This is a genomic window from Streptomyces sp. NPDC059875, from assembly GCF_042731085.1.
In the GTDB taxonomy this organism is placed as follows: domain Bacteria; phylum Actinomycetota; class Actinomycetes; order Streptomycetales; family Streptomycetaceae; genus Streptomyces.
On record NZ_JBHWJZ010000026.1, the window covers coordinates 49,933 to 74,610 of the forward strand.

The 24,678-nt window shown below is 74.5% G+C and carries 19 protein-coding genes and 1 pseudogene; 4 read left to right on the forward strand and 16 right to left on the reverse strand.

All coding sequences use genetic code 11. From position 1 onward, the window contains the following. Positions 1–97: 97 nt before the first annotated feature. The 10 genes and pseudogenes from ACFV9D_RS28005 to ACFV9D_RS28050 all read right to left on the reverse strand — a co-directional run bounded on the left by ACFV9D_RS28005 (position 98) and on the right by ACFV9D_RS28050 (position 11,565). The gene (locus ACFV9D_RS28005; RefSeq protein WP_385151907.1) at positions 98–1,840 is read right to left on the reverse strand and encodes an ABC transporter ATP-binding protein/permease; all 1,743 of its coding nucleotides are present in this window, start codon (positions 1,838–1,840) and stop codon (positions 98–100) included. Beyond that, complete coding sequence (locus ACFV9D_RS28010) at positions 1,837–2,904, reverse strand: hypothetical protein (RefSeq protein ID WP_385151910.1); 1,068 nt, start codon at positions 2,902–2,904, stop codon at positions 1,837–1,839. The genes ACFV9D_RS28005 and ACFV9D_RS28010 overlap by 4 nt, the downstream gene beginning before the upstream one ends. Before the next feature lie 536 nt (positions 2,905–3,440). Beyond that, positions 3,441–4,814, reverse strand: coding sequence for a YcaO-like family protein (locus ACFV9D_RS28015; protein WP_385151913.1), 1,374 nt, complete (start codon positions 4,812–4,814; stop codon positions 3,441–3,443). Beyond that, entirely contained in the window at positions 4,811–6,301 is a 1,491-nt protein-coding gene (locus ACFV9D_RS28020; RefSeq protein ID WP_385151916.1) for a CocE/NonD family hydrolase, read from the reverse strand. Before ACFV9D_RS28020 ends, ACFV9D_RS28015 begins: the two co-directional genes overlap by 4 nt. Continuing rightward, positions 6,298–7,218, reverse strand: a complete 921-nt coding sequence (locus tag ACFV9D_RS28025) for a hypothetical protein (RefSeq protein WP_385151919.1) — start codon at positions 7,216–7,218, stop codon at positions 6,298–6,300. Before ACFV9D_RS28025 ends, ACFV9D_RS28020 begins: the two co-directional genes overlap by 4 nt. A 118-nt stretch (positions 7,219–7,336) precedes the next feature. Then, entirely contained in the window at positions 7,337–7,471 is a 135-nt protein-coding gene (gene amiA / locus ACFV9D_RS28030) for a streptamidine family RiPP (RefSeq protein ID WP_361864291.1), read from the reverse strand. 58 nt (positions 7,472–7,529) lie between these two features. After that, positions 7,530–8,445: pseudogene (locus tag ACFV9D_RS28035) on the reverse strand (ABC transporter ATP-binding protein). Continuing rightward, on the reverse strand, positions 8,442–9,452 hold the full coding sequence (locus ACFV9D_RS28040; protein ID WP_385151922.1) for a FecCD family ABC transporter permease: 1,011 nt from the start codon (positions 9,450–9,452) through the stop codon (positions 8,442–8,444). The pseudogene ACFV9D_RS28035 and the gene ACFV9D_RS28040 overlap by 4 nt, the downstream one beginning before the upstream one ends. A 152-nt stretch (positions 9,453–9,604) precedes the next feature. Then, positions 9,605–10,498 carry a FecCD family ABC transporter permease gene (locus ACFV9D_RS28045; RefSeq protein ID WP_385152055.1) on the reverse strand — a complete coding sequence of 298 codons (894 nt, stop codon included), beginning with the start codon at positions 10,496–10,498 and terminating at the stop codon, positions 9,605–9,607. 71 nt (positions 10,499–10,569) lie between these two features. After that, positions 10,570–11,565: an ABC transporter substrate-binding protein gene (locus ACFV9D_RS28050; RefSeq protein WP_385151925.1), complete on the reverse strand. Its 996-nt coding sequence runs from the start codon at positions 11,563–11,565 to the stop codon at positions 10,570–10,572. Between the two features lie 115 nt (positions 11,566–11,680). Between ACFV9D_RS28050 and ACFV9D_RS28055 the strand changes: the two genes are divergently transcribed. Both ACFV9D_RS28055 and ACFV9D_RS28060 read left to right on the forward strand, forming a co-directional pair. Continuing rightward, the gene (locus tag ACFV9D_RS28055) at positions 11,681–13,003 is read left to right on the forward strand and encodes a hypothetical protein (protein WP_385151928.1); all 1,323 of its coding nucleotides are present in this window, start codon (positions 11,681–11,683) and stop codon (positions 13,001–13,003) included. Positions 13,004–13,164: 161 nt separating this feature from the next. Beyond that, positions 13,165–13,953, forward strand: a complete 789-nt coding sequence (locus ACFV9D_RS28060) for a hypothetical protein (protein ID WP_385151930.1) — start codon at positions 13,165–13,167, stop codon at positions 13,951–13,953. Positions 13,954–13,960: 7 nt separating this feature from the next. Here the strand turns inward: ACFV9D_RS28060 and ACFV9D_RS28065 are convergent, their stop codons facing one another. Further along, positions 13,961–15,595 carry a WD40 repeat domain-containing protein gene (locus tag ACFV9D_RS28065; protein WP_385151933.1) on the reverse strand — a complete coding sequence of 545 codons (1,635 nt, stop codon included), beginning with the start codon at positions 15,593–15,595 and terminating at the stop codon, positions 13,961–13,963. Positions 15,596–15,691: 96 nt separating this feature from the next. After that, positions 15,692–16,477: a GntR family transcriptional regulator gene (locus ACFV9D_RS28070; RefSeq protein WP_385151936.1), complete on the reverse strand. Its 786-nt coding sequence runs from the start codon at positions 16,475–16,477 to the stop codon at positions 15,692–15,694. A gap of 183 nt (positions 16,478–16,660) precedes the next feature. Between ACFV9D_RS28070 and ACFV9D_RS28075 the strand changes: the two genes are divergently transcribed. Together ACFV9D_RS28075 and ACFV9D_RS28080 are read left to right on the forward strand one after the other, a co-directional pair. After that, entirely contained in the window at positions 16,661–17,518 is an 858-nt protein-coding gene (locus tag ACFV9D_RS28075; RefSeq protein ID WP_385151939.1) for a (2Fe-2S)-binding protein, read from the forward strand. Positions 17,519–17,723: 205 nt separating this feature from the next. Further along, positions 17,724–18,803 carry a DUF2637 domain-containing protein gene (locus tag ACFV9D_RS28080; RefSeq protein ID WP_385151942.1) on the forward strand — a complete coding sequence of 360 codons (1,080 nt, stop codon included), beginning with the start codon at positions 17,724–17,726 and terminating at the stop codon, positions 18,801–18,803. Positions 18,804–18,839: 36 nt separating this feature from the next. Here ACFV9D_RS28080 and ACFV9D_RS28085 read toward each other — a convergent pair whose 3' ends face one another. From ACFV9D_RS28085 to ACFV9D_RS28100, 4 genes are all read right to left on the reverse strand, one after another. Continuing rightward, on the reverse strand, positions 18,840–19,259 hold the full coding sequence (locus tag ACFV9D_RS28085; RefSeq protein ID WP_385151944.1) for an ATP-binding protein: 420 nt from the start codon (positions 19,257–19,259) through the stop codon (positions 18,840–18,842). Positions 19,260–19,354: 95 nt separating this feature from the next. Further along, positions 19,355–21,346: a calcium-binding protein gene (locus ACFV9D_RS28090; RefSeq protein ID WP_385151947.1), complete on the reverse strand. Its 1,992-nt coding sequence runs from the start codon at positions 21,344–21,346 to the stop codon at positions 19,355–19,357. Between the two features lie 133 nt (positions 21,347–21,479). Beyond that, entirely contained in the window at positions 21,480–23,222 is a 1,743-nt protein-coding gene (locus ACFV9D_RS28095) for a pyruvate dehydrogenase (protein ID WP_385151950.1), read from the reverse strand. 27 nt (positions 23,223–23,249) lie between these two features. Continuing rightward, positions 23,250–24,650, reverse strand: a complete 1,401-nt coding sequence (locus ACFV9D_RS28100) for a protein phosphatase 2C domain-containing protein (RefSeq protein ID WP_385151952.1) — start codon at positions 24,648–24,650, stop codon at positions 23,250–23,252. Positions 24,651–24,678 lie beyond the last annotated feature (28 nt).

Sequence of the window (24,678 nt, forward strand, 5' to 3'; positions counted from 1 at the left end):
GGCGGCTCCCCGGGCCGATCGGGGCCAGGGGCCGCCGGACCGTACGCGTCCATGTCGTCGTCGGCCATGTCGCCGTCCATGTCGCCGTCCATGTCCCTCACGCCGCCTTCTCCTTCGTGCTTCCCGCGGCCACCAGCCGCGCGTACAGGCCGTCCCGCGCGCGCAGGGCCGAGTCCGTGCCGATCGCGTCGACGCGGCCGCCGTCCAGGACGACGATCCGGTCCGCGTCCCGTACCGACGCGAGGCGGTGCGCGACGACCAGGCAGGTGCGGCCCCGCGCCGCTTCGCGCAGGGCGCGGCCGATGCGGGCCTCGCGGCGTTCGTCGACGGCACTGGTCGCCTCGTCGAGGACGAGGACCGGCGCATCGGCCAGCAACGCCCGTGCCAGCGCCAACCGTTGGCGCTGCCCGCCCGAGAGCGTCGCGCCGCGCTCGCCGACGACCGTCCCGTAGCCCTCCGGAAGCGCGAGGACCTCCTCGTGGATCCCGGCGGCGCGCGCCGCCGCCCGCAGCTCCGCGTCCGTGGCGCCGGGCCGCGCCAGCCGGAGGTTGTCGGCGACGGAGGCGTGGAAGAGGTACGTCTCCTGGGAGACGACCGCGATCCCGCGCCGCAGGGAGGCCAGCGTGTACGAGGTGTGGTCGGCGCCCCCGACCGTGATCCGGCCGCCCTCCGCGTCCCCGCCCTGACGCAGGAGCAGCCCCAGCAGCGTGGACTTGCCCGCGCCGGACGGTCCGACGATCGCCGTCGTCCGGCCCGCCTGGGCGGTGAACGTCACGCCGCGCAGGGCGGGTTCGGCCGCGCCCGGGTGCGTGTGGCGGACGTCCTCGAAACGGATCTCGGGCGCCTCGCCCCAGGCCGCGACGGTACGCCCGGTGTCCGGCACGGAGCCCGTCGCGGTCCGGAGCGCGGCGATGCCGTCGGCGGCGGAGACACCGAGATATCCGGAGTGCCACTCTCGCGACAGGTCGCGGATCGGCCGGAAGCACTCGGAGGCCAGCATCAGGACGAGGTACGTGCCGGTCGCCGCCGTCCGCCCCGACGCGGCCGAGGTGCACGCCACGAGCGCGGCGGCGACCGTGCCGCCCTGCACGGCGAGATCGGTGATGCCGGTGTCGACCAACGAGACCCGCAGCTTGGCCACCGTCGCCCGGTGCAGCTCCGCGGACCGCGCCTCCAGACGCGCCCGGGTCCGGGCGACGGCCCCGGCCGCGCGCAGGGCCGGCATGCCCTGGAGCGCCTCCAGGTAGTCGGCGGACAGGGCCTCGTACGCACCCCAGTGCTCCTGCCCGCGCCGCGCGAGCAGCCGGTCCCACCAGCGAGGGGCGAAGAGCGCGAGAAGAAGGGCGGGGGCGAGGACGAGTGCCGCGTACGGCTCCACGAACGCGACGGCGAGCAGCAGGACGGGGGGTACGGCGACGGTGACGAGGAGCTGGGGGAGGTACCGGGACACGTAGGCGTCGACGCCCTCGACGCCGTCGACGAGCGTGGCCCGTACGGCCCCGGCTCGCGCGTCCGCCTCCCGGGTGGCTCCGACGGTCCCGAGCCGCTGGAGGAGCGTGTCGCGCAGCCCGGTCCGTACGGTGGCGCCGGCGCGCACGGCGACCTGACGCTGCCGACGCATGAGCCAGGCCCGTACGGCGACGGTGGCGAGCACACCGGCAAGGAGAGGGCCGAGACCGTCAGTGGAGCCGGTACCGCGGGCGATGCGGGCGAGGGCGAAGGCGAGCAGGGCTGCCTGCGCGAGATGGGTGACCGTGACGGCGACGAGCAGCGCGGTGGCGACGGTGAGGGTCCCGCGCGCCGGACGTACGGCGCGGACCAACTCCGGGTGGAGCATCATGACGGCGGAGCTCCTTGGGCGGAGTCGGACGGTGGACGGGCCGGTGCCTGGGGGCGCCCCTCCGGGCGGCGGCCGAGGGCCAGGGCGTGGAGGACCGGGGAGAGTCTCGGTGGGTCGCCGAGTGCGGCGCCGAGGTCGGCGGACTGCCAGGAGCCGACCGGCCGGGAGAGCAACCCCGCTTCGCCGGCGAGGACTTGGGTGAGGCCGACGGCGTAGCCGGCACCGAGGTGCGTGCGGCGGATCGCAGCGGGCGGGGCGTCGTCGGGGCAGCCGTACGCGAGGAGTACGGCTCCGGCCTCGGCGAGCCACGCCTGGCCCGCGGCCCATCGCGCGAACGTGGGGCGGGCGTCACCGGTGGCCAGGGGGCGCAGTTCGGGGCCGCCGAGGACGGCCGGATCGTGGCCGCCGACGGCCACGCACCAGCGGACGCCCTCGGGTCCGGCCGCCTCGGCCGCACGCACAAGGCGGGCCAGTTCCGCGCGGTCGGGTACTCCGCGGAAGCCGGGGGCGGCGCTGCGGCGCTGTGCACGGGGTGGAGCGGTCGGCACACCGGGGAAGCGACGCCAACTCCCCTTCCCCGCCTGCTCCGTGACCTCCGCGAGCGCATCCCAGGCATCGCTCAGCACGGTGGGCGCCGACCTGCTGGTGCCCAGCGGCGCCGTGCCGGGACGGTGCCCGGCCCAGGGCGCGAGGAGGTTGCCGACGGGCGGGTCACCGGGGCCCAACCAGGCCGCCGCAAGGGCGTGTTCGGGCTCGCCGGAGCTGACAGTCAGGCCCGCGGCGGCGGCCAGGAGCGCCCCGTCCGCGTCCCCGCAGTACGCCTGCGCGCCGGCCAGGGCGAGCGCCGCGAGCGCATGGCCGGTGTCGAGGAGAAGCAACGGCCAGGCGCGGTGGCCGTAGTGCGAGACGGTACGGCGAGCGGTCACCGTCAGCACGACGACCACGCCGGGCGGGGCAGCGACGGGTGCGCCACCGCGGGGGTGGAGCCGGTGGCGGGCCGGGTCGTACGCGTACCGCCCGGGCGCGGTCGTCCGGCCCGGGCCCACCAGGAGATGGGCGTTCACGGGGTGCAGGCCCCCCGCCGACGCGGCGGGCCGCAACCGCCCGCCCGCGAGTGACGCTTGCAGCAACCGATCCAGTTCGTCCGGCACGGCCAAGGCCTCCCCGGACCAGGCGGTGACAGCACTCCCCGCCGCAAAGTCGTCCCCAGGCACCCGCCCCGACCGTGCAAGCGCCAGCGCCCCCGAGACCAGGGAACCCCTACCCGGTCCCCGTCCACGGGGCGCGGAGCCCGCGGCCCCCGCCGCCACCAGGCCAGTCGCGGAAGGCACATCCGATGCACCCGCCGGGCGAGGCGCGTGGACCGCTCCCGCTGAGGCCTTGGAGGCCGCAGCCCCGCTGGAAGCCGGGCCGGGGTCCGGCGCCGCGTCGGCCGCGGCACGGGGACGAAAGCCCCACCCGGCGTCCGGCCGCCCGTCGGCGGGCGCAGCGGGGTGAGGGCGCTCCCCGTCGCGGAGCGGCCCGCCCGGCACGGGCAGACCGGCCGGCCCGGCCGGCCCGGGCCTCGGGCCCATGTGCGCATCGGTCATCGTCCCCGTCCTCACATGTGTGGCGGCGGCGCGAGGGTGAAGTCGTGCGGGGTAGTCGGTGGCGTCGTGCGCCAGCCTCGTTCGATCGCCGCTCGGCCGAAGCGTTCGCAGCCGAAGTAGCCGAAGGCGGCAGGGGCGTTGGGGACGAGGCCGGAGACCAGGACCCGGGCCACCCGCAGCGGGGTCTCGGCGATGTCCTCGGTCGTCAGGTCGACGGTGACCAGGCGGTGGCCGCCGACCGCGAGGCGGGCGTCGAGCGTGGTCCGGCTGCCCGCCGGGATCTCGTCGACGGGGACCACGCCGAGCGCCGGGTGCGTGAAGCGGCGGGCGTACGACGCCATCCGGGGGTCCAGCCAGACCTGGACGTGCGCGCCCAGGTCCCGTACCGCGCCGAAGTCCTCGCCGACGGCGTCCAGGTAGCGCCGGTCGGCCCGGTGGTCGAGGTACAGGCCGCGGGCGAACATGCCCGCCTCGACCGCACGGAAGACCCAGCCGTCCGCGTCCACCGCGCCCTGGGTGAACACCCACGTGTGGACCGCCTCCAGGACCGCCTTGCGCGCGGCCTCCGCGGGGTCGTAGCGGCAGGCGAACCCGGCGGCGTGGATGCCGCGTTCGGGGTCGTACACCCACGCGGCGACGCACGGCGCGAACTCGGAGGGCATCTCCACGATCCGGACCTCGAGACCGCAGCCCTCGAGGTCGCGGTCGAGTCCGGGCACCGAGCGCGGGTCGATGCCCCGCGTGGGCCCGTCGAGGTGCCACCACAGCTCCAGCGCGTCGCGCTCGACGACTTCGAGGAGCCCGCGTTCGACGGCGTCGTCGAAGCCCTGGCCGGTGGCGATGCCCGCGTAGTTGAGGTGATGGGTCCGCGGAAGCGAACACAGCTCACCCTGGCGCCAGTTGAGATGGCTGAGGGCGACCGGCACCCAGCATTCCAGGCCGTCCTCGGCGCCCCGGGCCCAGAGGGTGGGGGTGTCGGGGCCGAGCGGCACGTAGGGGAAGCGGGGCCGTTCGTACTGCCAGGAGGCGTACGAGGGCAGGTCCCCGGGGCCGTACAACCGCAGTCCCTCGGCGCGGAGTTCGTCGGCGGTCGCCCGGCGCGGCGCGTCCGGGTGTCCGGGCGGCGGCAGCCGGTTGCCGCAGTACCGCTCGACGGCTTCGGCGACGGCGGCGAGCCGCGCGCCCCGCGGATCGCCGAAGGTGGTGCCCAGCGAGACCCGGTCGGCGGGCCAGGCCCCGAACCGGCGCGCGTCGGAGACCTCGGCGGTCATCGCGGTGTAGCGGGGCGGGGCGCCGGTGGGGTGCGGAACGGGTTCGACTCCCCGTATGAGCCCGCAGACGGGGTCCACGAGCGCGTCGAGCGACGGTACGCCGGTGAGGGTCAACGGAGTGTCTCCTGTACGGGATCGGTGGCTGCGGGGCGGTGGACGACGGGCAGCAGCAGGACGCTGCCGGCCGTCCGCACGGACCGCAGGGACGGCAGGAGCCGTGTCGCGGTCACGGGGTCCTCGCCGGTGTGCGGATTGCGGGCGTGGGCCGGGAAGTGGTGTCCGGCGACCTCGACGCGGAGCCGGACCCCGGCGGGCAAACGGCGTGCGACGTGCCCGAGAGGAACCGTCACCTCCCGTGCCCGCGACCCTTCGTGGGCGGCTCGGACGATGCCGGTGGCGAGCGGTTCGGCGCGCCCGTCGGGGTGGAGGGCGACGAGCCGCACCGCCCAGTCGGCGCTCCGCCCCTCGGCCGCGGCGACGAGCCGTACGTCGGCGTCGCCGAGCAGGTCGAGGGGGCGCGGGAGCGGCGGGGTGACGAGCAGACAGCGGTCGGGCGCGCCGTGCTCGTCGATGTCGAGGCGGTCGGAGCGCACCGGCCGCAGCGGATCGGCGACGAACTCGGCGCCGTGCACGAGCCGCAGGCCCGCGCTGTGTCCGAAGCGGTACGGGACGGGGTGCGCGGACTCCGCGTCGGCGGCGGCGCACCAGTGGGCGCTGCCGCCGAGCGCGATCGCGCCGCTCCGGCCGTGCAGGGTGCCGGCCAGCGCCGCCCTGGCCCAGCGGGCGTACAAGGAGCCGAGGTCCAGACGGTGTTCGGGGCGGGCCTCGGGTGCGGGGGTGGCCGTCAGGCCGTGTCCCCAGGGGCCGAGGAGGAGCCGTGCGGGTGCGCCCCACGAGCGCCAGAGGCGGACGGTGTCGTCGGCGAAGGGGTCGCGGCTGCCGCCGACGGCGAGCAGCGGTACGCGGGCGGAGGCGGCCCGCTTCCACAGGTCCTCGTCGCGCGACGCGGCCCACACGCCGGGCCAGGAGGCGAGCGGGAGGATCCGCGCGACGGGGAGCCGGTCGAGCAGGTCGGGGGTGTCCCGCAGGGCCTGTTCGAGGGCCTGGTCGTCGGAGTCGGGGCGGTCGCCGTGCGCCAGCCACCATCCGGCGCGGGCCGCCAACCTCTCCACCCCGGTCGCCTCGCGCGCCACTTCGCCACCGCCGAGGGCGGGTACGGCGGCGATGACGGCGTCGGGACCGGGGTGCGGGCCGTGCCCGTCCCCGGCCGGCAGCGGGGCGAGGGCGCAGTGGGCCGCGTACGAGGCCCCGACGGCCACCACGCGTCCGTCGCTCCACTCCTGCCCGCGGATCCAGGCAAGCGCCGCGGCGCCGTCCGCCGCTTCGGAGCGGTACGGATGCCAGGCGCCGGCGGACGCGGAGGCGTGCCGCCCCCGGACGTCCTGCCCGACGGCGGCGAACCCGCGGGCCGCCCAGGCGCGCAGCTCGGCGCGGTGGCGGCGCCGGTCGTAGGGGGTGCGGAGGAGGACGGCGGGGTGGGGGCCCGCGCCGTCCGGGAGGCAGAGGTCGGTGGCGAGGCCGTCGATGAGCAGGGTCCTCATCGAACGCCCTGGGGATCCGTGGCACTTGGCGTGCGCGAAGCGCCGTCCGGCACGGCGATTCCCGCGACCTGCGGGACCGGCGTGTCTGTTGTCACCGGCGGGACCGGCGCGATCCGCGCCACCGGCGGGACCGGCAGGACGCGGTGGTCGGTGACCGTGAGCGTGCGCAGGTCGATTCGGCGCAGGGTGCGGCGCACGGCCCGGAAGCGGGGGCCGTCGGGGTCCGTCGCCCAGGCGAGGAGGTCGGCGGTGACGAGGGCCGCGGTGAGGGCGGCGGAGGCCGCCTGATGACCGGGGTCGGAGGCAGCCGCGTACTGGCCCTGCCAGTACGCGGTGAGTTCGCGGTGCGCCGGGGTCGCTGCGAGGCGGCGGAGCCGTATGTCGTGCGAGGTGACGTCGCCCAGCCCGCAGGCCGGCGGCTCCAGCCACACCTGGGCACCCTCGCGGTGGCAGCGCAGCCAGGCCGTGCCCTGGGACGGCAGGCGGTCGGCCTCGTCCCACAGGCCTTCGGGGACGGGGCCGTCCAGGCACCAGACGACCGCGGCCCTCGGGTCCCCGGCGACGTCGCCGAGGTCCTGGGGCGTGCCGGTGCGGACGTCGGCGCCGGCGTCCGCCACCCACCGGGCGAGCGGACCGGTGAGCAGCGGGTCGCCGAGGAGGAGCACGGTCCGCCCGGCGAGCGGAGGCTCCGGCGGCGCGGTCGGTTTCCCCGCGTATCCGGCCTCCTCGAAGGCCGCGGCCAGGGTGTCGAGCGCGGCCGGTCCCCTGCCGCCGTCGGTCAGTCGGGCCACGACGTCCTCGGGGGCGGCTGCCCCGGTGTCGACGCGGAGGAACTCCCCGTCCGGTGTGCGCACCGCGAGCCCCTGGCCGGGGACGGTGACGAGGACGACACCGGGGGCAAGTCGCGCGGTGGTCACGGGGGTTCCTCCAGAAGCGGGTGCGAAGGGGTGGAGACGGATGGAGACGGGTGGGGCCCGCCCGGGAAGGCGATCCGGGCGGGCCCGCGGGCGTCCGGCACGAGGCCGGACGCCGGACTCAGTTGTCCGAGTCGGTGTCCGCCTCGACGGCGTCCTCGAAGGGGTTCTCCACCAGCGCGTTGGAGTGCGTGGCGGACAGGTGGGCCAGCTGGCCCTGCTCCGCGATCGGGCTGAACACCTTGTGCTGCTCCATGAGTTGACTCTCCATTCGTGGATGGTCACGCCGCCGGACCGGCGACGCACCACAGACACTAATGAATATGATTTTCATTTCGCAAGAGCATCATGAGCATCCAGAGGGTGATCCGGGTAACACACGGGCCAGCCGCCCTCCGGATCACGGCCCACCCGGCCCGCCACTCCGAGCACGTCGGCCAGGAGGCGCGGGGTGACGACGTCCTCCGGCCGGCCGTCGGCGGCGACGCGACCTTCCCGCAGGGCGACGATCCGATCGGCGAACCGGGCCGCGTGGCCGAGGTCGTGAAGCACCATCACCACCGTCAGCCCCCGCTCCTCGCGCAGCCGCACCACCGTCCGCATGACCTCCAGTTGGTGTCGCAGATCCAGGTACGTGGTCGGCTCGTCGAGGAGCAGGACGCGGGTGTCCTGGGCCAGGGCCATCGCCAGCCGTACGCGCTGCCGCTCACCGCCCGAGAGGTCGTCCACCGGCCGGTCGGCCCACGCCTCGACGCCCACGTCGGCCATCGCCCGCGCGCAGACGGCGTCGTCCCCGTCGCGGAGCATCCCGAGCGGGCCACGTGCGGCGTACCGCCCTTGCTGCACAAGTCGACGGACCGTCATACCGGGTACGGGCGGCGCGGATTGGTGCAGGATCGCCACCCGGCGGGCGGCCGCGCGCCGGGAGAGCCGCGACAGGTCGACGCCGTCGAGCAGCACCCGCCCCTCGCCGGGCCGCAGCAGCCCGGCGCAGAGCCGCAACAGGGTGGACTTGCCACAGCCGTTGAGCCCCACGAGGGCGACCGACTCGCCGGCGTCCACGGTCAGATCGATCCCGGCCAGCACCTCGCGGCCGGGGTAGCCGAACCGTAGGCCCTCGGTACGGATCGTGCCGGGTGCACCGGGACTCGTACCGGCCACGCGGGGCGGGGACACCTCGCTCCCCGCCTCCACCGCCCGTGTCCCGAGCGACTCCGTGGTCCTTCTCATTTCTCCTCCGTTCCGCGTCGGGCCACGATCAGCAGCAGCGCCGCGCCCACACACGTCGTCAGCGCGCCCGTCGGAATGCTCAGCCGGTCCGTCTCCAAGGCCTCCGCGAGGACGGGCGAGAGCCACTGGGCGCCGGCATCCGCGCCGCCCACGACCACCGCGCCCAGCAGGGCCGAGCCGGGCAGGGCCCGGCGCAGGTCGGCCCCGAACAGGGCAAGGGCCAGGTGCGGGACGAGCAGCCCCACGAAGCCGAGCGCGCCGACCACCGCGACGGCGCCCGCGGTCAGCGCGACCGCGCAGGCGAGCGCGGCGAGCCGGGCGCGGCCGGTGCGCAGTCCGGCCGCCGCGGCCTGTTCGTCGCCGCAGCGCAGCAGGGTCAGCGGCGCGGCGAGCAGGCAGGCGGCCACGGACCAGACCGCGGCCCAGGGCCAGAGGAGCCGCCAGTGCTCCATGACCCGGCCCTCGGTGGAGCCGACGAGCCACTGCACGACGCTGCCCAGTTCGCCGGGCGCGACGAGCAGGACCATGGCGGTCAGCCCGGAGAGGACCGCCGACACCAGCACGCCGTGGACGGCCGTCTGCGCCGGGTCGCCCCGGTCGCGGCCCGCCAGCAGCCAGAGCAGTCCGGCGCCGGTGAAGCCGCCCGCGCAGGCGGCCAGGACCACGGCCATCGGGGACTCCCACCCCGCGAGCCCGAGTCCGGTCGCGGCCACCGCGCCGAGCACGGCGCCCGGGGTCACACCGGTGACCTCGGGTCCGGCCAGCGGGTTGCGCAGCGCCGACTGAAGGACGAGCCCCGCGAGCCCCAGGCAGGCACCGGCGGTCAGCGCCACCAGGGTTCTGGGAAGCCGGAGTTGGAGGACCACGTGCCGCGCGAGCGGATCGCCGCCGCCCCGCAGGACGTCGACCACCGCGGCGCCCCCGACGGCCCGCCCGGCCACCAGCCCGGCGACCACGACGAGGCCGAGGGCGACGATCAGCACCGCGAACAACACCCCCACCGGCACCCGCCGAACGCGCCCCGGCGCCCCGCCCGAGCCCCGACCAACCCGCTCGGCCGGGGTCCCAGAGCGGGTCCGGGGAGCCGGGCCCGGTGCGGGTGCCGCGCCCCGGCCCGGCGCGTCGCCGGCCGATGCCCGGTTCTCTCCGTGCGCCGCCGTCATCGCTTCGCCGCCTTCCGCAGGAGTACGACGCCGGCCGGTACGCCCAGGAGGGCCGTCCAAGCGCCGACCGGGGTTTCGATCGGGGCCAGGAAGAGGCGGGCGGGCTGATCGGCGCAGAGGACGATCAGGGCACCGAGCGCGGCCGACCAGGGCAGCCAGGTCACCGCTCCGGCCTCCGGGCGGAGGCGGCGGGCGAGGTGCGGGGCGAGGAAGCCGACCCAGGCGATCGGTCCGCAGACCGCGACGACCGGGGCGATGAGAAGGACGGCGAGACCCAACGCCGCGAGGCGGGCGCGCCGCACCCGGACCCCGAGGGCGCGTGCGTCGTCGTCGCCGAGCCGCAGCACCCCGAGGACCGGTGCGCACAGCACCAGCGCGGGCAGCGCCGCCGCGAGCCAGGGCCACAGGCCGGTGACGTCGTCCCAGGTACGGGCGGAGAGGCTGCCGAGCAGATAGCGGTAGACGATCTGCAGGTCGAGCTGGTCGGCGAGGACCATCAGGACGAGCAGCGCCGCCTGGAGCGCCGCCGCGACGGCCGCGCCGGTCAGCAGGACGGCGCTGGGACTGCGGCCGAACCCGGCGGCGAGCAGCGTGAGAAGGCCGCCGAACGCCGCGCCCGCCAGGGCGAGCAGCGGCTGTACGGCGAGCGGGACCGGCAGGGCGAGGACGAGCGGGGCGGCGACTCCGAGCGCGGCGCCGCCGGAGACGCCGAGCATCTCCGGTACGGCGAGCGGGTTGCGCAGCGCCTCTTGGAGGACGAGACCCGCGGCGCCCAGACAGGCCCCGGCGACGAGGGCCAGGACCAGTCTGGGCAGGCGCAGTTCGGTGAGGATCACCCGGGCGGTCCCGGTCTCGTCGCCGAGGTCGCCGAGGTCCCCGAGGCGCGGCAGGAGCAGCGCGCAGGCCACTGCTCCGGCCAGGACCACGGCCCCGCCGCAGAGTTGACGTACCGGCAGGGAACTCACCGCAGCGCGGCCGTCGCCTCGTCGAGGACGATGCCCAGCGACCGTGTGCCGCGCCCCTTGGCCCACACCTCGGCGTCGACCTCGTGGACGCGGCCGTTCTTCACCGCCGGGATCTTGGACCAGAGCGGGTTCTTGGCGAGCTTGTCGGAGAGCCGCTGCCCGGGCGCGGCCGGGCCGCCGAAGGAGAGCGTCTCGACGAAGAGGACGTCGACGTCGCGCGCGAGGATCTCTTCCATGCTGTACGTCCCTTCGACGCCTCGGCTCTTCCACGGGTAGTCGGCGACCTCGGGCATCAGTCCGGCGGTGACGTCGTTGCCGGGGGTGGCGACGCCGAAGTTCTCGTCGCTGCCGAAGATGATCAGCGCGGTCTTGTCGCTGCGCGACTCCTCCGCCGCGGCGAGCTTGGTCCGGAAGGCCTTCTCGGCCGCCTCGCCCTGCTTCGTACGGCCGGTGAGCGCGGCGAGGTCGCGCAGATAGCCCACGCTGTCCTGCCAGTTGCCGGGCTGGACGGGCCAGAAGACGGTGGCACCCTTGAGTGCGGGGGCGAGCTTTCCGTGGGTGTCGCCCAGGCCGATCACCAGGTCGGGCTCGTACGAGAGGATCGCCTCGGTCTCGGGACTGAGGAAGCCGCCGGGGACGACGGGCACCTTCGCCGCCTTCTCCTTGCCGAGGAACTTCTCGTGGGCGAGGAGAGCCGAGTTGGTGGCGGCCGGGACGATGCCGAGTTCGGCCAGCATGTCGTCGCACAGGGCGACGAGGCACACGATCCGCTTCGGCGGGGCCGCGGTCGTGACGGTGACGCCCTTGGCGTCGGTGACGGTCCGCGCGGCGGTGATGGGCCGCACGGTCACATCGGTCGTCGGGCCGGCCCCCGCGCCCCCCTTCCCCGCGTCCTTCGCGTCCCCGCCGGTCGTTCCGCAGCCGGCAAGCAGCGCCCCCATGACCGCCGCGGCCGCGAGGCGGCGCGCCTTTCGCAGCATTCTGCGCGACATATGTCCCTCGGTTCCGTTTCATCCCGGGGTGGCGACAGAGAGGTGCAGCGGGCACCCCCGGGCCGACCCGCAACCCCCACAGCGTGTCACATGATAATCATTACCAATAAGACGAATGCCGCCCAGCCCACCGGAGCCCGCCGTGTCTCTGCCTCCCCGCCTCCTCGTCGCCGACCAAGTCGCCGGATCCGTACGGGTGTTGGACCTGCCCAGCGGCGAGGAGAGGGCGGTGCTCGAGGGTCGCCACCTCGCCGAGCACGCCGGGTTCCTCGCCCTGCCAGGCGGCCGCGTCGCCTTCGTCGACGATCTGGCGGGCGAGCTGGTGGTGCTCGACCCCTACGGCCCCGAGGCCGGCCGACCGCTCGTCGAGACGACCGCCCCCGTGGCCTCCCCCGCCGAGCACCTCGCGGCCGACGCCACCGGCCGGCTCCTGGCCGTGACCACCGGTCTCGGCCGGAACTGGGAACCGTGGAGCGACCTCCTCACCGTGATCGACCTGCGCCCCGGACGCCCCCGCTCCGTCCGGATCCGCACCCGGGTCGGCGAGCCGGGGGTCGCCCTGCTCGACGAGCCCGGTGACCCGCGAGTCGGCGCACCGGGCATCGCACCCCTCGACGAGCCGGGTGCCACGCAACCAGGTGACGAGGACCCGCTGGTCGTCCTGCGTCACCGCGAACCCGGCACCCTCACCGCGTACACGTGGGACACCCTGCTCGGCGCTCCTCCCGCCTGCCCGCCCGTCGACCCCGCGCACGAGCTGCCGCTGCCCGATCACGACGGGCACGGCGACGCCCTCGACCCGCACAGCGGACGGCTGTTCGCGGCGGCCGGCTCCGGCGTGCACCGCGCGCGGCGCGAGGGCAGCCGGCTCGTCGTCGAGGAACCGCTCGACTGGGCGGGCCCCGGCCGGGGCTACTACCTGCGGCTCGACCCGGTCCGGCGCACGCTCTGGTCCTGTGTGCGGGGCGGCCCGGCCGACCCCGGGCGGTGGCCGGAGTGGACCAACGACGCCTGGTTCCACCACCTCGGGTCCGGCCGTACGGGACGGGTTCCGCTCGGCCCGGGCCTGGTCTTCCGGCTCGCGGTCACCGCCACCCATGTCGCGTACGCGCGGGTCCACCCCGACGGCGACGAGCTGATCCTGCTCGATCCCTCTGGCTCCGCACCCCGGATCGCGGCGCGGCGGCCGCTGCCCCCGATGGACGGCGCGCCACGTCCCGGCGGCACCCCCTGGGACGGCGTGCAGCGGCGCGCGATCGCGGCCTCGCCGGGCGTGGAGTACACCGCCGTCAGCCGGGGCGGTCACGGGGAGGTTCATCTCTTCGAGGGAACCCGGGAACTGGCCGTACTGAAGGTGCCGACCCCTCTCGACGACGGAGGGCATCTCGCCCTGATCGCGCCAGGAGACGGGGCACAGGCCGATCGGATCGGCCGCTGAGCGCGACCCGGTGGGCCGCGTCCGCATTCCGGTCAACCCCCAGCTCTTGTGAAATGATTCACCTGACCCCTTGGCCAGGCGCACCCGTTCGTGTTGAGATGCGGGCCTGAACTCAACAGCTCAATGGCGCGCTCGGGGAGGGCAATGTGGCGGACACCGCCATGTCTGGTTCCGAAACAACGGGTGGCGACGATCCGTCCCCTGCCTACGGCAGGAAGACCCCCATGGAAACCGCCATATGGCGGCTCCGTTCACGCGGCTGTTGGACGGACGCCGCCGCTCTGCTCGCACCGCGCGCGGCCGAACCGGCGGCGGCGCTGGAGAGGGCGGCCCTGCTGATCGAGCGCTGCCTGTACACCGAGAAGGGCTGGGCCGAGGCGGAGGAAGCGCTGCGGGCGGCCGAGGCGGTGGCGCAGAGCGACGAGGAGCGTGGAGCGGCGGCGTGCGAACGCGGCTATCTCGCCTACGCGTCGACGCTGCTCGGCGTACGGGACCGGGCGGACGAGGCCACGGCGGCGCTCGGCCGCGCGGCCGCGCTGATCGGGCCCTCCGCCGAAGGGCGTCCGCTGCTCGACTTCCGGCGCGGGCTGATCGCCCAGAACCTCGGGGACTCGCCCGAGGCGGCCCGCGCCGCCTTCCGTCGCGCCCACGCGGGCGCGACGGACCGGGGTGACACCCTGCTCGTCTCCTCCACCTGGCGCCATCTGGCCGGAATCGCCCTGCGCGAGGGCGAGTTGGCGGAGGCGCGGCATGGTTTCGCCGAGTCGCTGCGGATCCGCGAGGAGCTCGGTTTCCTGGTGGGCACGGCCCCGGCCCTGACCGCCCTCGCGGACACGGAGACGGAGCCGGAGGCGGGCCGCCTGCGGGCCGAGGCGGGACGGCTCTTCCGTCTCCTGGGTGGTGTACCGACCTGGCTCGCGGCCCAACTGTCGCCCCAACCGGCGACATGACGGAGCTTCACTCCAGGTGACGGTGTGCCTCGTCCAGGCAGAGGAGCGCCTCGTCCATGCCCACGGCCACTCCCCCGTCGGGGGTGACCGCCACCGCACGGACCGGTGGTCCGGGGCGGAAGGACAGGCGCTCCTTCGTGTCGAGATGGCGGAGTTCCACGAGGCCGTCGGCCCAGGCGATCGCGAGTGACGGGCCCTTGGGGGTCGGTGCGGCGTGCAACGCCACGACCGGACAGGGGCGTTCGGCGACCGGCTCCGGGTGAGGGTCCTGGCCGGGGGTCCAGAGCCGGACCGTGCCGTCGAGGCCGCCGCTGCAGAGGAAGGGAGTGGGGGGCGCCTCGACGGCGGTGACCGCGGTGACGCGTCCGCTGTGCAGCGCGGCCTGGTGAATGCCCGTCAGGCCGAAGGCGTGCACGGAGCCGAGCCGGTCCCCGACCACCACGGACCCGCTGATCGCGGCGAGCGCCGTGCCCGGGTGCCGGGTCAGGGTCGCCGTGACGGCCGCGGTCAGCCGCTCCAGGTACGGCGGGCGCGGCCCCGGCCCACGCACCGTGTGCAGCCGGCCCCGTTCGTCCAGGAGCAGGACCGTGCCGTCCGGCGCGGGCGCGAGCGCCTTGATCCGGCGGGCGGGGCTGGTGAACGGCTCGCCCACGGGGACCGCGCCGACCCCGTCCAGCACGTGTACGGCGTCGGTGGGGCCCGCGACGAGCAGACCGTCGCCGACCGTCCCGAGCGCGGTGACGGGACCCGGCCAGGGCGGGGTCAGGTCCCCTCGTACGCGGGTCCACCGCACGCGCCACGGTGCGTCGGCGGCGAGTTGCCGCAGGGCGGGCCGGAGCCGCGGGTCGGCGCTGTCCCCCAGAGCACCGAGCAGGACCAGGGCGCGGTCGGTTGGCTCCTGGTCGCGACAGAGGGACTGTCCGGCACGCAGCCAGGCGGAGCGCAGACCGCCGTGGTCGTCGGCGGCCCCGCTCACGTAGCCTGCGGTGACGAGCAGCGGGTCGGCCGCGCACACGGCGACGGGGTCGGCGAGGTCGACCCCCACCGGACCCGTCCTGTCGACCCCCACCCGGCCGGCCCTGCGGACGGGGCGCTGCTCGCCCTCCCCGCCCGGCTCCTCCGTCAGTTCGACCACCGTGGCGCGGTGGGCGGCGAGGAGAGCGTGGCCGGGGGTGCCCGCACAGACCTCGACGACGAGCCGGATCCGGCCCAACCCGACGAGTTCCGCGATCAGTTCGGCGATCTCCTCCGGCTCTGCGGCGGCGTGCAGATCCGTCAGGACGAGGACCGCGCGGCGGGCTTCGGTGGTGGCGAGGACCTGGACCAGTTCGCCCGGTGTCCTGGCCACGACGCCGAGGCGGTTCGCGATCGTCCAGGCCGTGCCGAGCGCGCTCTGCCCGGCGAGCGGGATCAGTTCGCGCGCCGAACGCCTGCGGCGCGCCCCCGACCGGCCACCGGACCTGCCGCCCGGCCGACCGCCGTGGGCGGTGAGCCAGGAGAGCAGCGCGGACTTGCCCTGGCCGGGGTCACCGGTGACCAGGCAGAGGCGGGGCGCGTCCGGGTCGGTGAGCCAGCCGAGCAGGGCCGCCGCCTGGGCTTCCGTACCGGCGGCGGGGCGCTCCCCGCGGGCGGATCCGGTCACGGGCACCATCCCCATACCGGGGACGGAGTCGCGGACGGCATGGGACACCTCACGGACGGCGCTGTGCGAGCGGGCTGACGGCAACGACCTTAGTCGTCAGCCCGCCGATCCGGTGAAGTGCTCCCGTACGAGTGATTGCACGACGGTCAGATCCTGGGCGATGAGCGCGTCGAGGAGGGCGGTGTGCTCCGCCGCGTCCGCGACCAGTTCACCGTGGCGGGTCGCCGGAGCGCTCACCAGGGGCCACTGGGAGCGGCGGTGGAGGTCGTCCGCGACGGCGAGGAGCTGTTCGTTGCCGGCGAGGGAGAGGACCGCGCGGTGGAAGGCGCGGTCGGCCTCGGCGTAGTGGGCGCGGTCACCGCGGGCGGCGGCGGCCGACGTGGCCTCGGCGAGGGGGCGGAGCTCGGCCCAGCGGGCGGCCGGGATCGTACGGGCCAGCCTCAGCATGACCGGGATCTCGATGAGCGCGCGGACCTCGGCGAGCTCGGCGAGCTCGCGCGGGGTGCGTTCGGTGACGCGGAACCCGCGGTTCGGGACCACCTCGACGGCGCCTTCGGTCGCCAGCTGCTGCATCGCCTCGCGCACGGGGGTCGCCGAGACGCCGAAGCGTTCGGCGAGGACGGGGGCGGAGTAGACCTCGCCCGGGACCAGTTCGCCGCCGACGAGGGCGGTGCGCAGGGCTTGGAGGATCTGGCCCCGCACGGAGTGCCGCTGGACGGTGCGGGGGGCGGGCGGCTCGCTGTGGGTGTGCTCGCCACGGGCCTGCGGGGACGGAGGGGGCGCCGCAGCGCCGCCTCGGGCCTGCTCGGGGACCCGTACGGCGTCACCGAACAGCGGATACGGCTCCTGGTGCGCCCGCTCGCGCGCTCTGCCCTGCTCCACCCGGGTCCTCCTGCGGGGTCGTGCCGGGCCTGGCTCGCGATGGCGAGGCCCCCCGTGCACCATAGGCGAAACGCCGGGGACAGGGGGTCTGGGGGGCGTGCCCCCCAGTTGGGAGGGGCAAACATCGATCGCATCGGGTAAGGTAAGGCTAACCTGCTAACGATCGCGATTCGGTGGTCCCGTATGGCCGTCCCCGCTCTGCTTCCAGCTGCCCCCACCTCGCCCGTCGCGGCTTCGTACGCCCGCCTCGGCGAGGTGTTCTCCGGCCTGCGGATAGAGGAGCTGGGTCACGGCGAGAGGCAACCGCGCGGCGGCGGCTGGGTCGGGGCCGACGAGCTGGCGGCGGGGGGCGCCGCGCTCGACGCCTTCCTGGCCTGGGACAACGCCCAGGTGCTGCGCGACTACGGGCAGCAGGCCCGCGCCGACGTGGTCGCCAGCTTCGGACTGCACCGGTACGCCTGGCCCGCCTGCCTCCTGGTCACGGTTCCCTGGTTCCTGCACCGCAGGGTCCCCCGGTTGCCCGCGCGGAACGTCGCCTTCCAGCGAGCCCTGGGTCGGATGACCGTCCGCATCGAGGAGTTCGCCTGCCTGCCCGGCGACCCCGCCGCCGGGCTGCCCGGCGCCCGGGTCGTCCCTGACGAGGAGGCGCTGCGCGGCGAGGTCCGCGCCTCGCTCGCCGAGCACTTCGAGGACGTCCTGGCCGGCTTCGGACCCCGCATGCGGCGCGGCAGGCGGGCGCTGTGGGGGATGGCGACGGACGAGATCGTCGAGGGCCTCTGGTACATCGCGGCGCTGCTCGGCGAGGAGGAGCGCGGGATGCGCGAGCTGGAGCTGTTGATGCCCGGCACGGCCAAGCCGTACGCGGGGGCCGCGGGCTTCCGCGAGCTGCCCGGCTCCGTGGACGCCGACGGAACGGCCCGCTCCACCCGGGACCGGGCGACGTGCTGCTTCTTCTACACCCTGCGCCCCGAGGACACCTGTCTGACGTGTCCGCGCACGTGCGATGCCGAGCGGGTCCGCCGGCTGGCCGCGACCGCCTGACGTCCCCACCGGATTACGCCACCCGCTCGGGTGGCGTAAATCGAACGCAACTCCCTTGACCCGCCTGGCCGTTCGATCAGATCGCACCTATTCGTATGCTGTGCGACCTCAATGGCGTGCTCTTGCCGCGAAACCCCTTGTCGGCCCTTCGGGGTCGGCCAGTATGGGCGCCCGAAAGGCCCTACTGCGATGCAAGGGACACCGCATGAGACTGACCGACATATCGCTGGACTGGCTGCTTCCGGGTGGCGTCATGGTGGCCGGAGTCCTGACGGCGGTGGCGGTGCTCGCGCGCGGCAAGCGCGCCGGTGACCAGGCCGCGGCCGAGGACTCCTGGGAGCGCAGCGAGGAACGCCGCAGACGCAAGGAAGCGATCTACGGAACCGCCTCCTACGTACTGCTCTTCTGCTGTGCGGCGGTCGCCGCCGCACTTTCGTTCCACGGGCTCGTCGGCTTCGGCCGACAGAACCTCAACCTCACCGGGGGCTGGGAGTACCTCGTCCCCTTCGGCCTCGACGGCGCGGCCATGTTCTGCTCGGTTCTCGCTGTGCGCGAGGCGAGCCATGGTGACGCGGCCCTCGGCTCGCGTCTCCTCGTGTGGACGTTCGCCGGCGCGGCGGCCTGGTTCAACTGGGTGCACGCGCCCCGGGGTCTGGGCCACGCGGGCGCCCCGCAGTTCTTCGCGGGCATGTCCCTCTCGGCGGCGGTCCTCTTCGACCGGGCCCTCAAGCAGACCCGCCGGGCGGCGCTGCGCGAGCAGGGCCTGGTGCCCCGCCCGCTGCCGCAGATCCGGGTCGTACGGTGGCTGAGGGCGCCCAGAGAGACCTTCGGCGCCTGGTCACTGATGCTGCTCGAAGGCGTATCGACGCTGGACGAGGCGGTCGACGAGGTCCGTGAGGACAGGCGGGAGAAGCAGCAGAACCGGCTGCGCCGGCGCGAGCAGGAGAAGCTCGGCCGGGCCAGACTCAAGGCGATCAACCGACAGCACCGGACCTTCGGGCTCGGCCGGGGCGGTGGTCGTCAGGTCGAGTTGCCGGCCCTGACCTCCGGCACGGGCTCCATGGGATCGGCGGGCTCCGCGACGACGTCCGCGGGGACGCCCGTCGCGGAGCCGGCCATAGCGGACCCCGGACAACTGCCGCTTCGACACCGGCCCTCCCTCCAGGCCGTGAAGGGTACTGAGCCGCGGACGGTGGATCTCACCGCCGAGGACGACACCCAGACGCTGCCTCGACTCGACTCCCTCGAGCGCAAACTCAAGGACCTCGAGCAGCAGTTCGGCTGAGATCAGCAGGACAACACTGAACGGCGGGGCCGGCTTTCAGGCGGCCCCGCCGTTCAGTTCGAACCACACCACCTTGCCGACGCCGTGGTCCTCCACCCCCCAGGAGTCGGCCAGTTCCTGGACCAGCACCAAGCCTCTGCCGTGCGTACCGTCGTCGGCGGCCGGTGCGTACGGCTCGGACAGACCGGAGACGAAGTCGCGCACTTCGACGCGGAGGCTCTCGGGGACGACGGTCGCGGTGACGACCGCGCCGTGGTCCGTGTGGATCAGCGCATTGGTGACCAGCTCACTGGTGAGCAGCTCGGCGACGTCGGAGGCGCCCGGTCCGCCCCATCTCCGCAACATCTCGCGCAACGCATGGCGCACCTCCGGCACCGCGGTGAGATCCGCGCATCCCACCTTCCTGAGCAGTTGAGTCGGCTGTCTCGCCTCGCCGGCCATAACCCCCACCCACATGTCGGAACGACACTCCTCGAACAGGCTCACGGGGATGCATGCCCCACCGACCGTCGCGCATTCATGCCGGAGTGTCACCGAACGGACGGGATGTCCTACGGGCAGCTGTTGCGGGTGTCGCCGGCGTCGGTCAGGCAGGTGTCGAAGCCGAAGCCCCCGAAGGCCTGGTCGTTGCCGGTGACGCCGTCCCGGGTGTCGAGGTTGTCGTTGCCCGAGTCGCCGTTGAGGCGGTCGTTGCCGCTCTGGCCGATCAGCCGGTCGCTGCCGTTGCCACCGTTGACCACGTCGTTGCCGGGACCGGCGTGGACCGTGTCGTTGCCGCCGCCTCCGTTGACGGTGTCGCTGCCGCTGAGAGCGCAGATCACGTCGTTGCCGAAGGTGCCGTTGAGCGTCTCGCCGAAGCTCCTGCCGATGATCGTGCAGCCACGGGCGTTGTTCACCGTGGTGGTCGCGGTGGCGCTGTTGTCGGCCTGAACCGGGTCGGTCTCGACCGCTGCCGCCGTCACCCGGTCGGTCAGGGTGCCGGTGGCCCGGGGTTCGGCGACCACCGTGACGGTGGCGGAGGCGCCCGGGGCGATGGTGCCCAGGCCGCAGTTCATGGTGGTGGCGGTCACGGTGCAGGGGCCGCCCTGGCTCGGCGTGGCCGACAGGAGAGTGCCCGAGGCGCCGGTGAGGGTGTCCGAGACGGAGACCGCGGTGGCGTTGGTGGTGGTGCTCGTGTTGGTCACCCGGATCGTGTACGTGGCCTGGTCACCGATGCTGATGGTGGCGGGTCCGGTCTTGGTGACCGACAGGTCCGCGGTGGGTGGCGCGGGCGTGCCGCTGATCGAGTAACGGGCCACCGCGTGGTTGTCGCTGCCGTTGCCGGCGACGACGATCCTGCCGTCGGACTGCAGGGCCACCGCGCGCCCCTCGTCCCAGTTGCCCTCGAAGTCGGTGGTCACCCGGCCGTCGCCGCCGAAGTCGGTGTCCAGGGAGCCGTCGGTGTCGAAGCGGGCGAGTGCGAAGTCGCCGTTGGCCACGCCCGCGACGACGATCCTGTCGTCCTCCTGCAGCGCCATGTCGTGCCCCGTCGCACCGACTCCGCCGAAGCCGGTGGTCACCGTGCCGTCCCCGCCGAAGGTCGGGTCCAGGTCGCCGTTCCCGTCGTAGCGGGCCACCGCGAACTCGGAGCCGACACCGGTCCCCTGGGTCCCCGCGGCGACGATCTTGCCACCGGCCGCGAGCTCCACGCCCTGGACCGAGGTGCCGAACGGGGTGGACACCAGGCCGTTGTCGCCGAAGGTCGCGTCAATCCCGCCGTACTCCATGTAGAGGCGTACCAGCCCGAATCCGGCCGGGCTGGAACCGGCCGCGACGATCGTTCCGCCGCCGTAGACCGTCAGGTCGTGGATCGCCGAGTCGCCGCCCTCGAAGGGGAAGACGGCCTTGCCCGAGTTGTCCTCGCCGAAGATGTCCAGGCCGCCGGAGGGGGTGAGGCGGGTCACCATCGCGTCGCCGCCGAAGGACCCGCCGATGAGGATGTTGTCGTCGAGTCCCATCATCACCGCGTTGCCGACGGTGGGGACGGTCTCCCCGAAGCTGGTGACGACCTTGCCGTCGCCGTCGAAGGTGGTGTCCAGGGAGCCGTCCGCGTTGTAACGGGCCGCCGCGAGCTGGGGCCGGCCTTCGGCGGTGTCGCTCCGGCCCACCGCGACGATCTTGCCGGGGCCCGCCAGGGTCAGGGCGTGGGCCTCGTCGTCGGTGAATCCGCCGAAGTCGGTGAAGACGATGCCGTCGCCGCCGCCGAAGGTCGTGTCCAGGCTGCCGTCGGCGTTGTAGCGCACCAGGACGAAGTCGTTGGGTCCGTCGAAGTCGAAGCCGATGCCGAGCGTGACGATCTTGCCGTCCGGCTGGACCACGACGTCCCGGCTGTCCTCGACGGCGGCCGTGTCGGTGATGACCTTGCCGTCGCCGCTGAACGTGGGGTCCAGATCGCCGGGGGCGGCGGTCGCCGCTCCGGGCAGGCTCACGACGAGCGCGAGGGCCGCGGCTCCGGCCGCCGCGGCGATGCGCCCGGCCCGGCGCGATGGGGAATACAGGGGCATGAGCGAGCACTCCGTCTGTCGGTACCTCGGGCCCCACAGCTTTCTGGGGCGCCGGCGTCTTCCCGGGCACGGCATGACGGGGCTGCGCCCAGTGGACCCCGGGTTCCACCCCCAGGAGTGAGACCTCAGGACCTCAGGGCCGGGGCACGTTGCGGAGGTTGGAGCGGGCCATCTGGAGCATGCGGCCGACGCCGCCGTCCAGGACGATCTTGCTCGCGGAGAGCGCGAAGCCGGACACCATCTCGCGGCTGATCTTCGGGGGGATGGACAGGGCGTTGGGGTCGGTGACGACGTCGACGAGCGCCGGGCCCTTGTGCTTGAAGGCGTCCTGGAGGGCGCCGGCGAGCTGCTTGGGCTTCTCCACGCGGACGCCGTAGGCGCCGGCCGCGCGGGCGATCGCGGCGAAGTCGGGGTTGCGGTTGGTCGTCCCGTACGAAGGGAGTCCGGCGACCAGCATCTCCAACTCCACCATGGAGAGCGAGGAGTTGTTGAAGAGCACGATCTTCACCGGGAGGTCGTACTGGACCAGGGTGAGGAAGTCGCCCATCAGCATGGAGAATCCGCCGTCGCCGGACATCGAGATCACCTGGCGGGTGCGGTCGGTGAACTGCGCGCCGATGGCCTGCGGCAGGGCGTTGGCCATCGAGCCGTGCGAGAACGAACCGATGATGCGGCGGCGACCGTTGGGCGAGATGTAGCGCGCGGCCCAGACGTTGCACATGCCGGTGTCGACGGTGAACACGGCGTCGTCGTCAGCGAGTTCGTCCAGGACGGAGGCGACGTACTCGGGGTGGATCGGCTTGTGCTTCTCCACCTTGCGGGTGTACGCCTTGACGACTCCTTCGAGCGCGTCGGCGTGCTTCTTCAGCATCTTGTCGAGGAAGCGGCGGTCGGTCTTGGCGCGCACGCGCGGGGTGATGCAGCGCAGGGTCTCCCGGACGTCGCCCCAGACGGCGAGGTCGAGCTTGGAGCGGCGGCCGAGGCGTTCCGGCCGGACGTCCACCTGGACGATCTTGACGTCGTCGGGCAGGAAGGCGTTGTACGGGAAGTCCGTGCCGAGCAGGATCAGCAGGTCGCACTCGTGGGTCGCCTCGTAGGCGGCGCCGTAGCCGAGCAGGCCGCTCATGCCGACGTCGAACGGGTTGTCGTACTGGATCCACTCCTTGCCCCGCAGCGCATGCCCGACGGGCGACTTCACCCGCTCGGCGAACTGCATCACCTCGGCGTGCGCGCCGGCCGTGCCGCTGCCGCAGAACAGCGTCACCCGGTCGGCCGCGTCGATCATCCGCACCAGGGCGTCGATCTCGGCGTCCCCCGGACGGACGGTGGGGCGGGAGGTGACGAGCGCGGTCTCCCAGGCCTTCTCCGGCGCCGGCTCGGAGGCGATGTCGCCGGGCAGCGAGACGACGCTGACGCCGCTCTGCCCGACGGCGTGCTGAATGGCCGTCTGGAGGAGCCGGGGCATCTGCTGGGGGTTGGAGATCAGTTCGCTGTAGTGGCTGCATTCGGCGAAGAGCCGGTCGGGGTGCGTCTCCTGGAAGTAGCCGAGGCCGATCTCGCTCGAAGGGATGTGCGAGGCGAGCGCGAGGACGGGGGCCATCGAGCGGTGGGCGTCGTACAGGCCGTTGATGAGGTGCAGATTGCCGGGGCCGCAGGAGCCGGCGCAGGCCGTGAGTCGCCCGGTGATCTGCGCCTCGGCCCCGGCGGCGAAGGCGGCGACCTCCTCGTGCCGGACCTGGATCCAGTCGATGTCGGGGGTACGGCGGATCGCGTCGACGACGGGGTTCAGGCTGTCGCCGACGACTCCGTACAGACGCCGGACACCCGCTCGGACGAGGATGTCGACGAACTGTTCTGCGACGTTCTGTTTGGCCATGGGTCCATCAACACATGGGCCGAAGCGTTACGCCTCCCAGACGGCCACCCCTGTACGGTCATCGGCGTACCCCTTCACCCTGAGCTGGATGTCGGCGAGGAAGGCCGCGAGCCCGGGCGGCTCGGGGGTCGCCCAGCGCCCGGCGAGCTCCTTGGCGAGGGCGAGCTCGCCGCGCATCGGCTCGGCGAGGCCGTTCGACGCGAGCAGCAGGGTGTCCCCGGGGCGGGCCACGGAGGCGCGGAAGCGGAACGGTTCCGCGGGCGGGGGCAGAGGGGCCTCGACGAAGGGGCCGGGGGCCGTGGTGATGCCCAGGTCCATGGTGAGCCGGTCGCCCTCCTCGGTCTGCTCGCCCGGGGACGGAGGCGAGCCGAAGCCGACGACGGGCGCGCCGGTGAGCGCGGCCGGTTCGGGGATCAACGGCTCGATGTCCTGCCAGGCACCGTCGCGGAGCCGGAACAGCCCGCCGCGGCCGATGCCGAAGAAGACGCGGGTACGGCACTGGGGGTCGGCGGCGAGGAGCAGGCAGCGCAGGCTGGCGGTGTACTCCTCGGGCTCCACGCCCAGTTCGACGGCGCGGGCGCGGAGTCTGCCGAAGGTGCGGTCGGTGAGGCGGTGGAGTCCGGACTTGAGGTCGCCGCGGCGGCCGGCCCGGATGTCCTCGGAGAGCCGGGCGTGGCTCCGGCCGACGGCCTCCCCGATCCAGCGGCAGGCGTCGGCGGCGGCGAGGTGGGCGGCCTCGGCGCCACGGGCGCCGCCGGCCACGGCGACGAGGACGAGCGCGGCCTCGTCGTGGCCGAAACGGGCGGTGAGGAGGGCGTCCCTGCGGGGGTCGCCGCGGTAGCGGGCGGAGTCACCGCGCAGGGAGGCGGCGCGCAGGGTGTACGTGCCGTAGCGGGCCCCGTCGAGCACGGTGTCGGCGACCAGGTCGACGAGCTCGTCGGGCCGGGCGGCGGGCAGCGCGGTCGGCTCGGCCTCGTAGGTGGGCGGCCGACTGCCGATGTGTGCGGTACGGGGCCGGGGCACGGGCGGTGGACCGGCGTCGCCCTCGGGCCGGTCGGGGGCGGGGCGCGCCTTGGGCGCGGGTGATGCGTCCGGAGCCGCGGGCGCCGTCGGCGCGGGCGGTGAGGCCGCCGGCGGGCCGGGCGGCGGACCGTCAGAAACCGGTGCCGGAGGGCCGGGCGGCGTGCCGTCAGGAGCCGGTGTCAGTGGCCCGGGTGGCGGCGGGAACGAGCGCGGGCCGGGGGTCGTGCCGTCGAGCGGCTCCCAGGGGGCCCGGGGCGGCTGCGCCGCCCGGCGCGCCTCGCCGCTCGTCGCCTGCGACGCCGAGTCGAAGCGGTCGTCGAGCGTGTCACCCGTCGCGGTCGGCGCCGTGTCCGGGGCCGAGTCGTCGTAGAGCTTGTCCCACCAGTTGTCCCCCTGCTGAGTCATGCCCTTATTGTCCACCGCACAGGCCGCC

Coding starts and splice junctions, on each gene's coding strand:
- ACFV9D_RS28055 (WP_385151928.1), top strand. CDS start 11,681: ATGCCGCCCAGCCCACCGGAGCCCGCCGTGTCTCTGCCTCCCCGCCTC.
- ACFV9D_RS28020 (WP_385151916.1), bottom strand. CDS start 6,301: ATGAGGACCCTGCTCATCGACGGCCTCGCCACCGACCTCTGCCTCCCG.
- ACFV9D_RS28050 (WP_385151925.1), bottom strand. CDS start 11,565: ATGTCGCGCAGAATGCTGCGAAAGGCGCGCCGCCTCGCGGCCGCGGCG.
- amiA (WP_361864291.1), bottom strand. CDS start 7,471: ATGGAGCAGCACAAGGTGTTCAGCCCGATCGCGGAGCAGGGCCAGCTG.
- ACFV9D_RS28095 (WP_385151950.1), bottom strand. CDS start 23,222: ATGGCCAAACAGAACGTCGCAGAACAGTTCGTCGACATCCTCGTCCGA.
- ACFV9D_RS28085 (WP_385151944.1), bottom strand. CDS start 19,259: ATGTGGGTGGGGGTTATGGCCGGCGAGGCGAGACAGCCGACTCAACTG.
- ACFV9D_RS28075 (WP_385151939.1), top strand. CDS start 16,661: ATGGCCGTCCCCGCTCTGCTTCCAGCTGCCCCCACCTCGCCCGTCGCG.
- ACFV9D_RS28090 (WP_385151947.1), bottom strand. CDS start 21,346: ATGCCCCTGTATTCCCCATCGCGCCGGGCCGGGCGCATCGCCGCGGCG.
- ACFV9D_RS28005 (WP_385151907.1), bottom strand. CDS start 1,840: ATGATGCTCCACCCGGAGTTGGTCCGCGCCGTACGTCCGGCGCGCGGG.
- ACFV9D_RS28100 (WP_385151952.1), bottom strand. CDS start 24,650: ATGACTCAGCAGGGGGACAACTGGTGGGACAAGCTCTACGACGACTCG.
- ACFV9D_RS28060 (WP_385151930.1), top strand. CDS start 13,165: ATGTCTGGTTCCGAAACAACGGGTGGCGACGATCCGTCCCCTGCCTAC.
- ACFV9D_RS28080 (WP_385151942.1), top strand. CDS start 17,724: ATGAGACTGACCGACATATCGCTGGACTGGCTGCTTCCGGGTGGCGTC.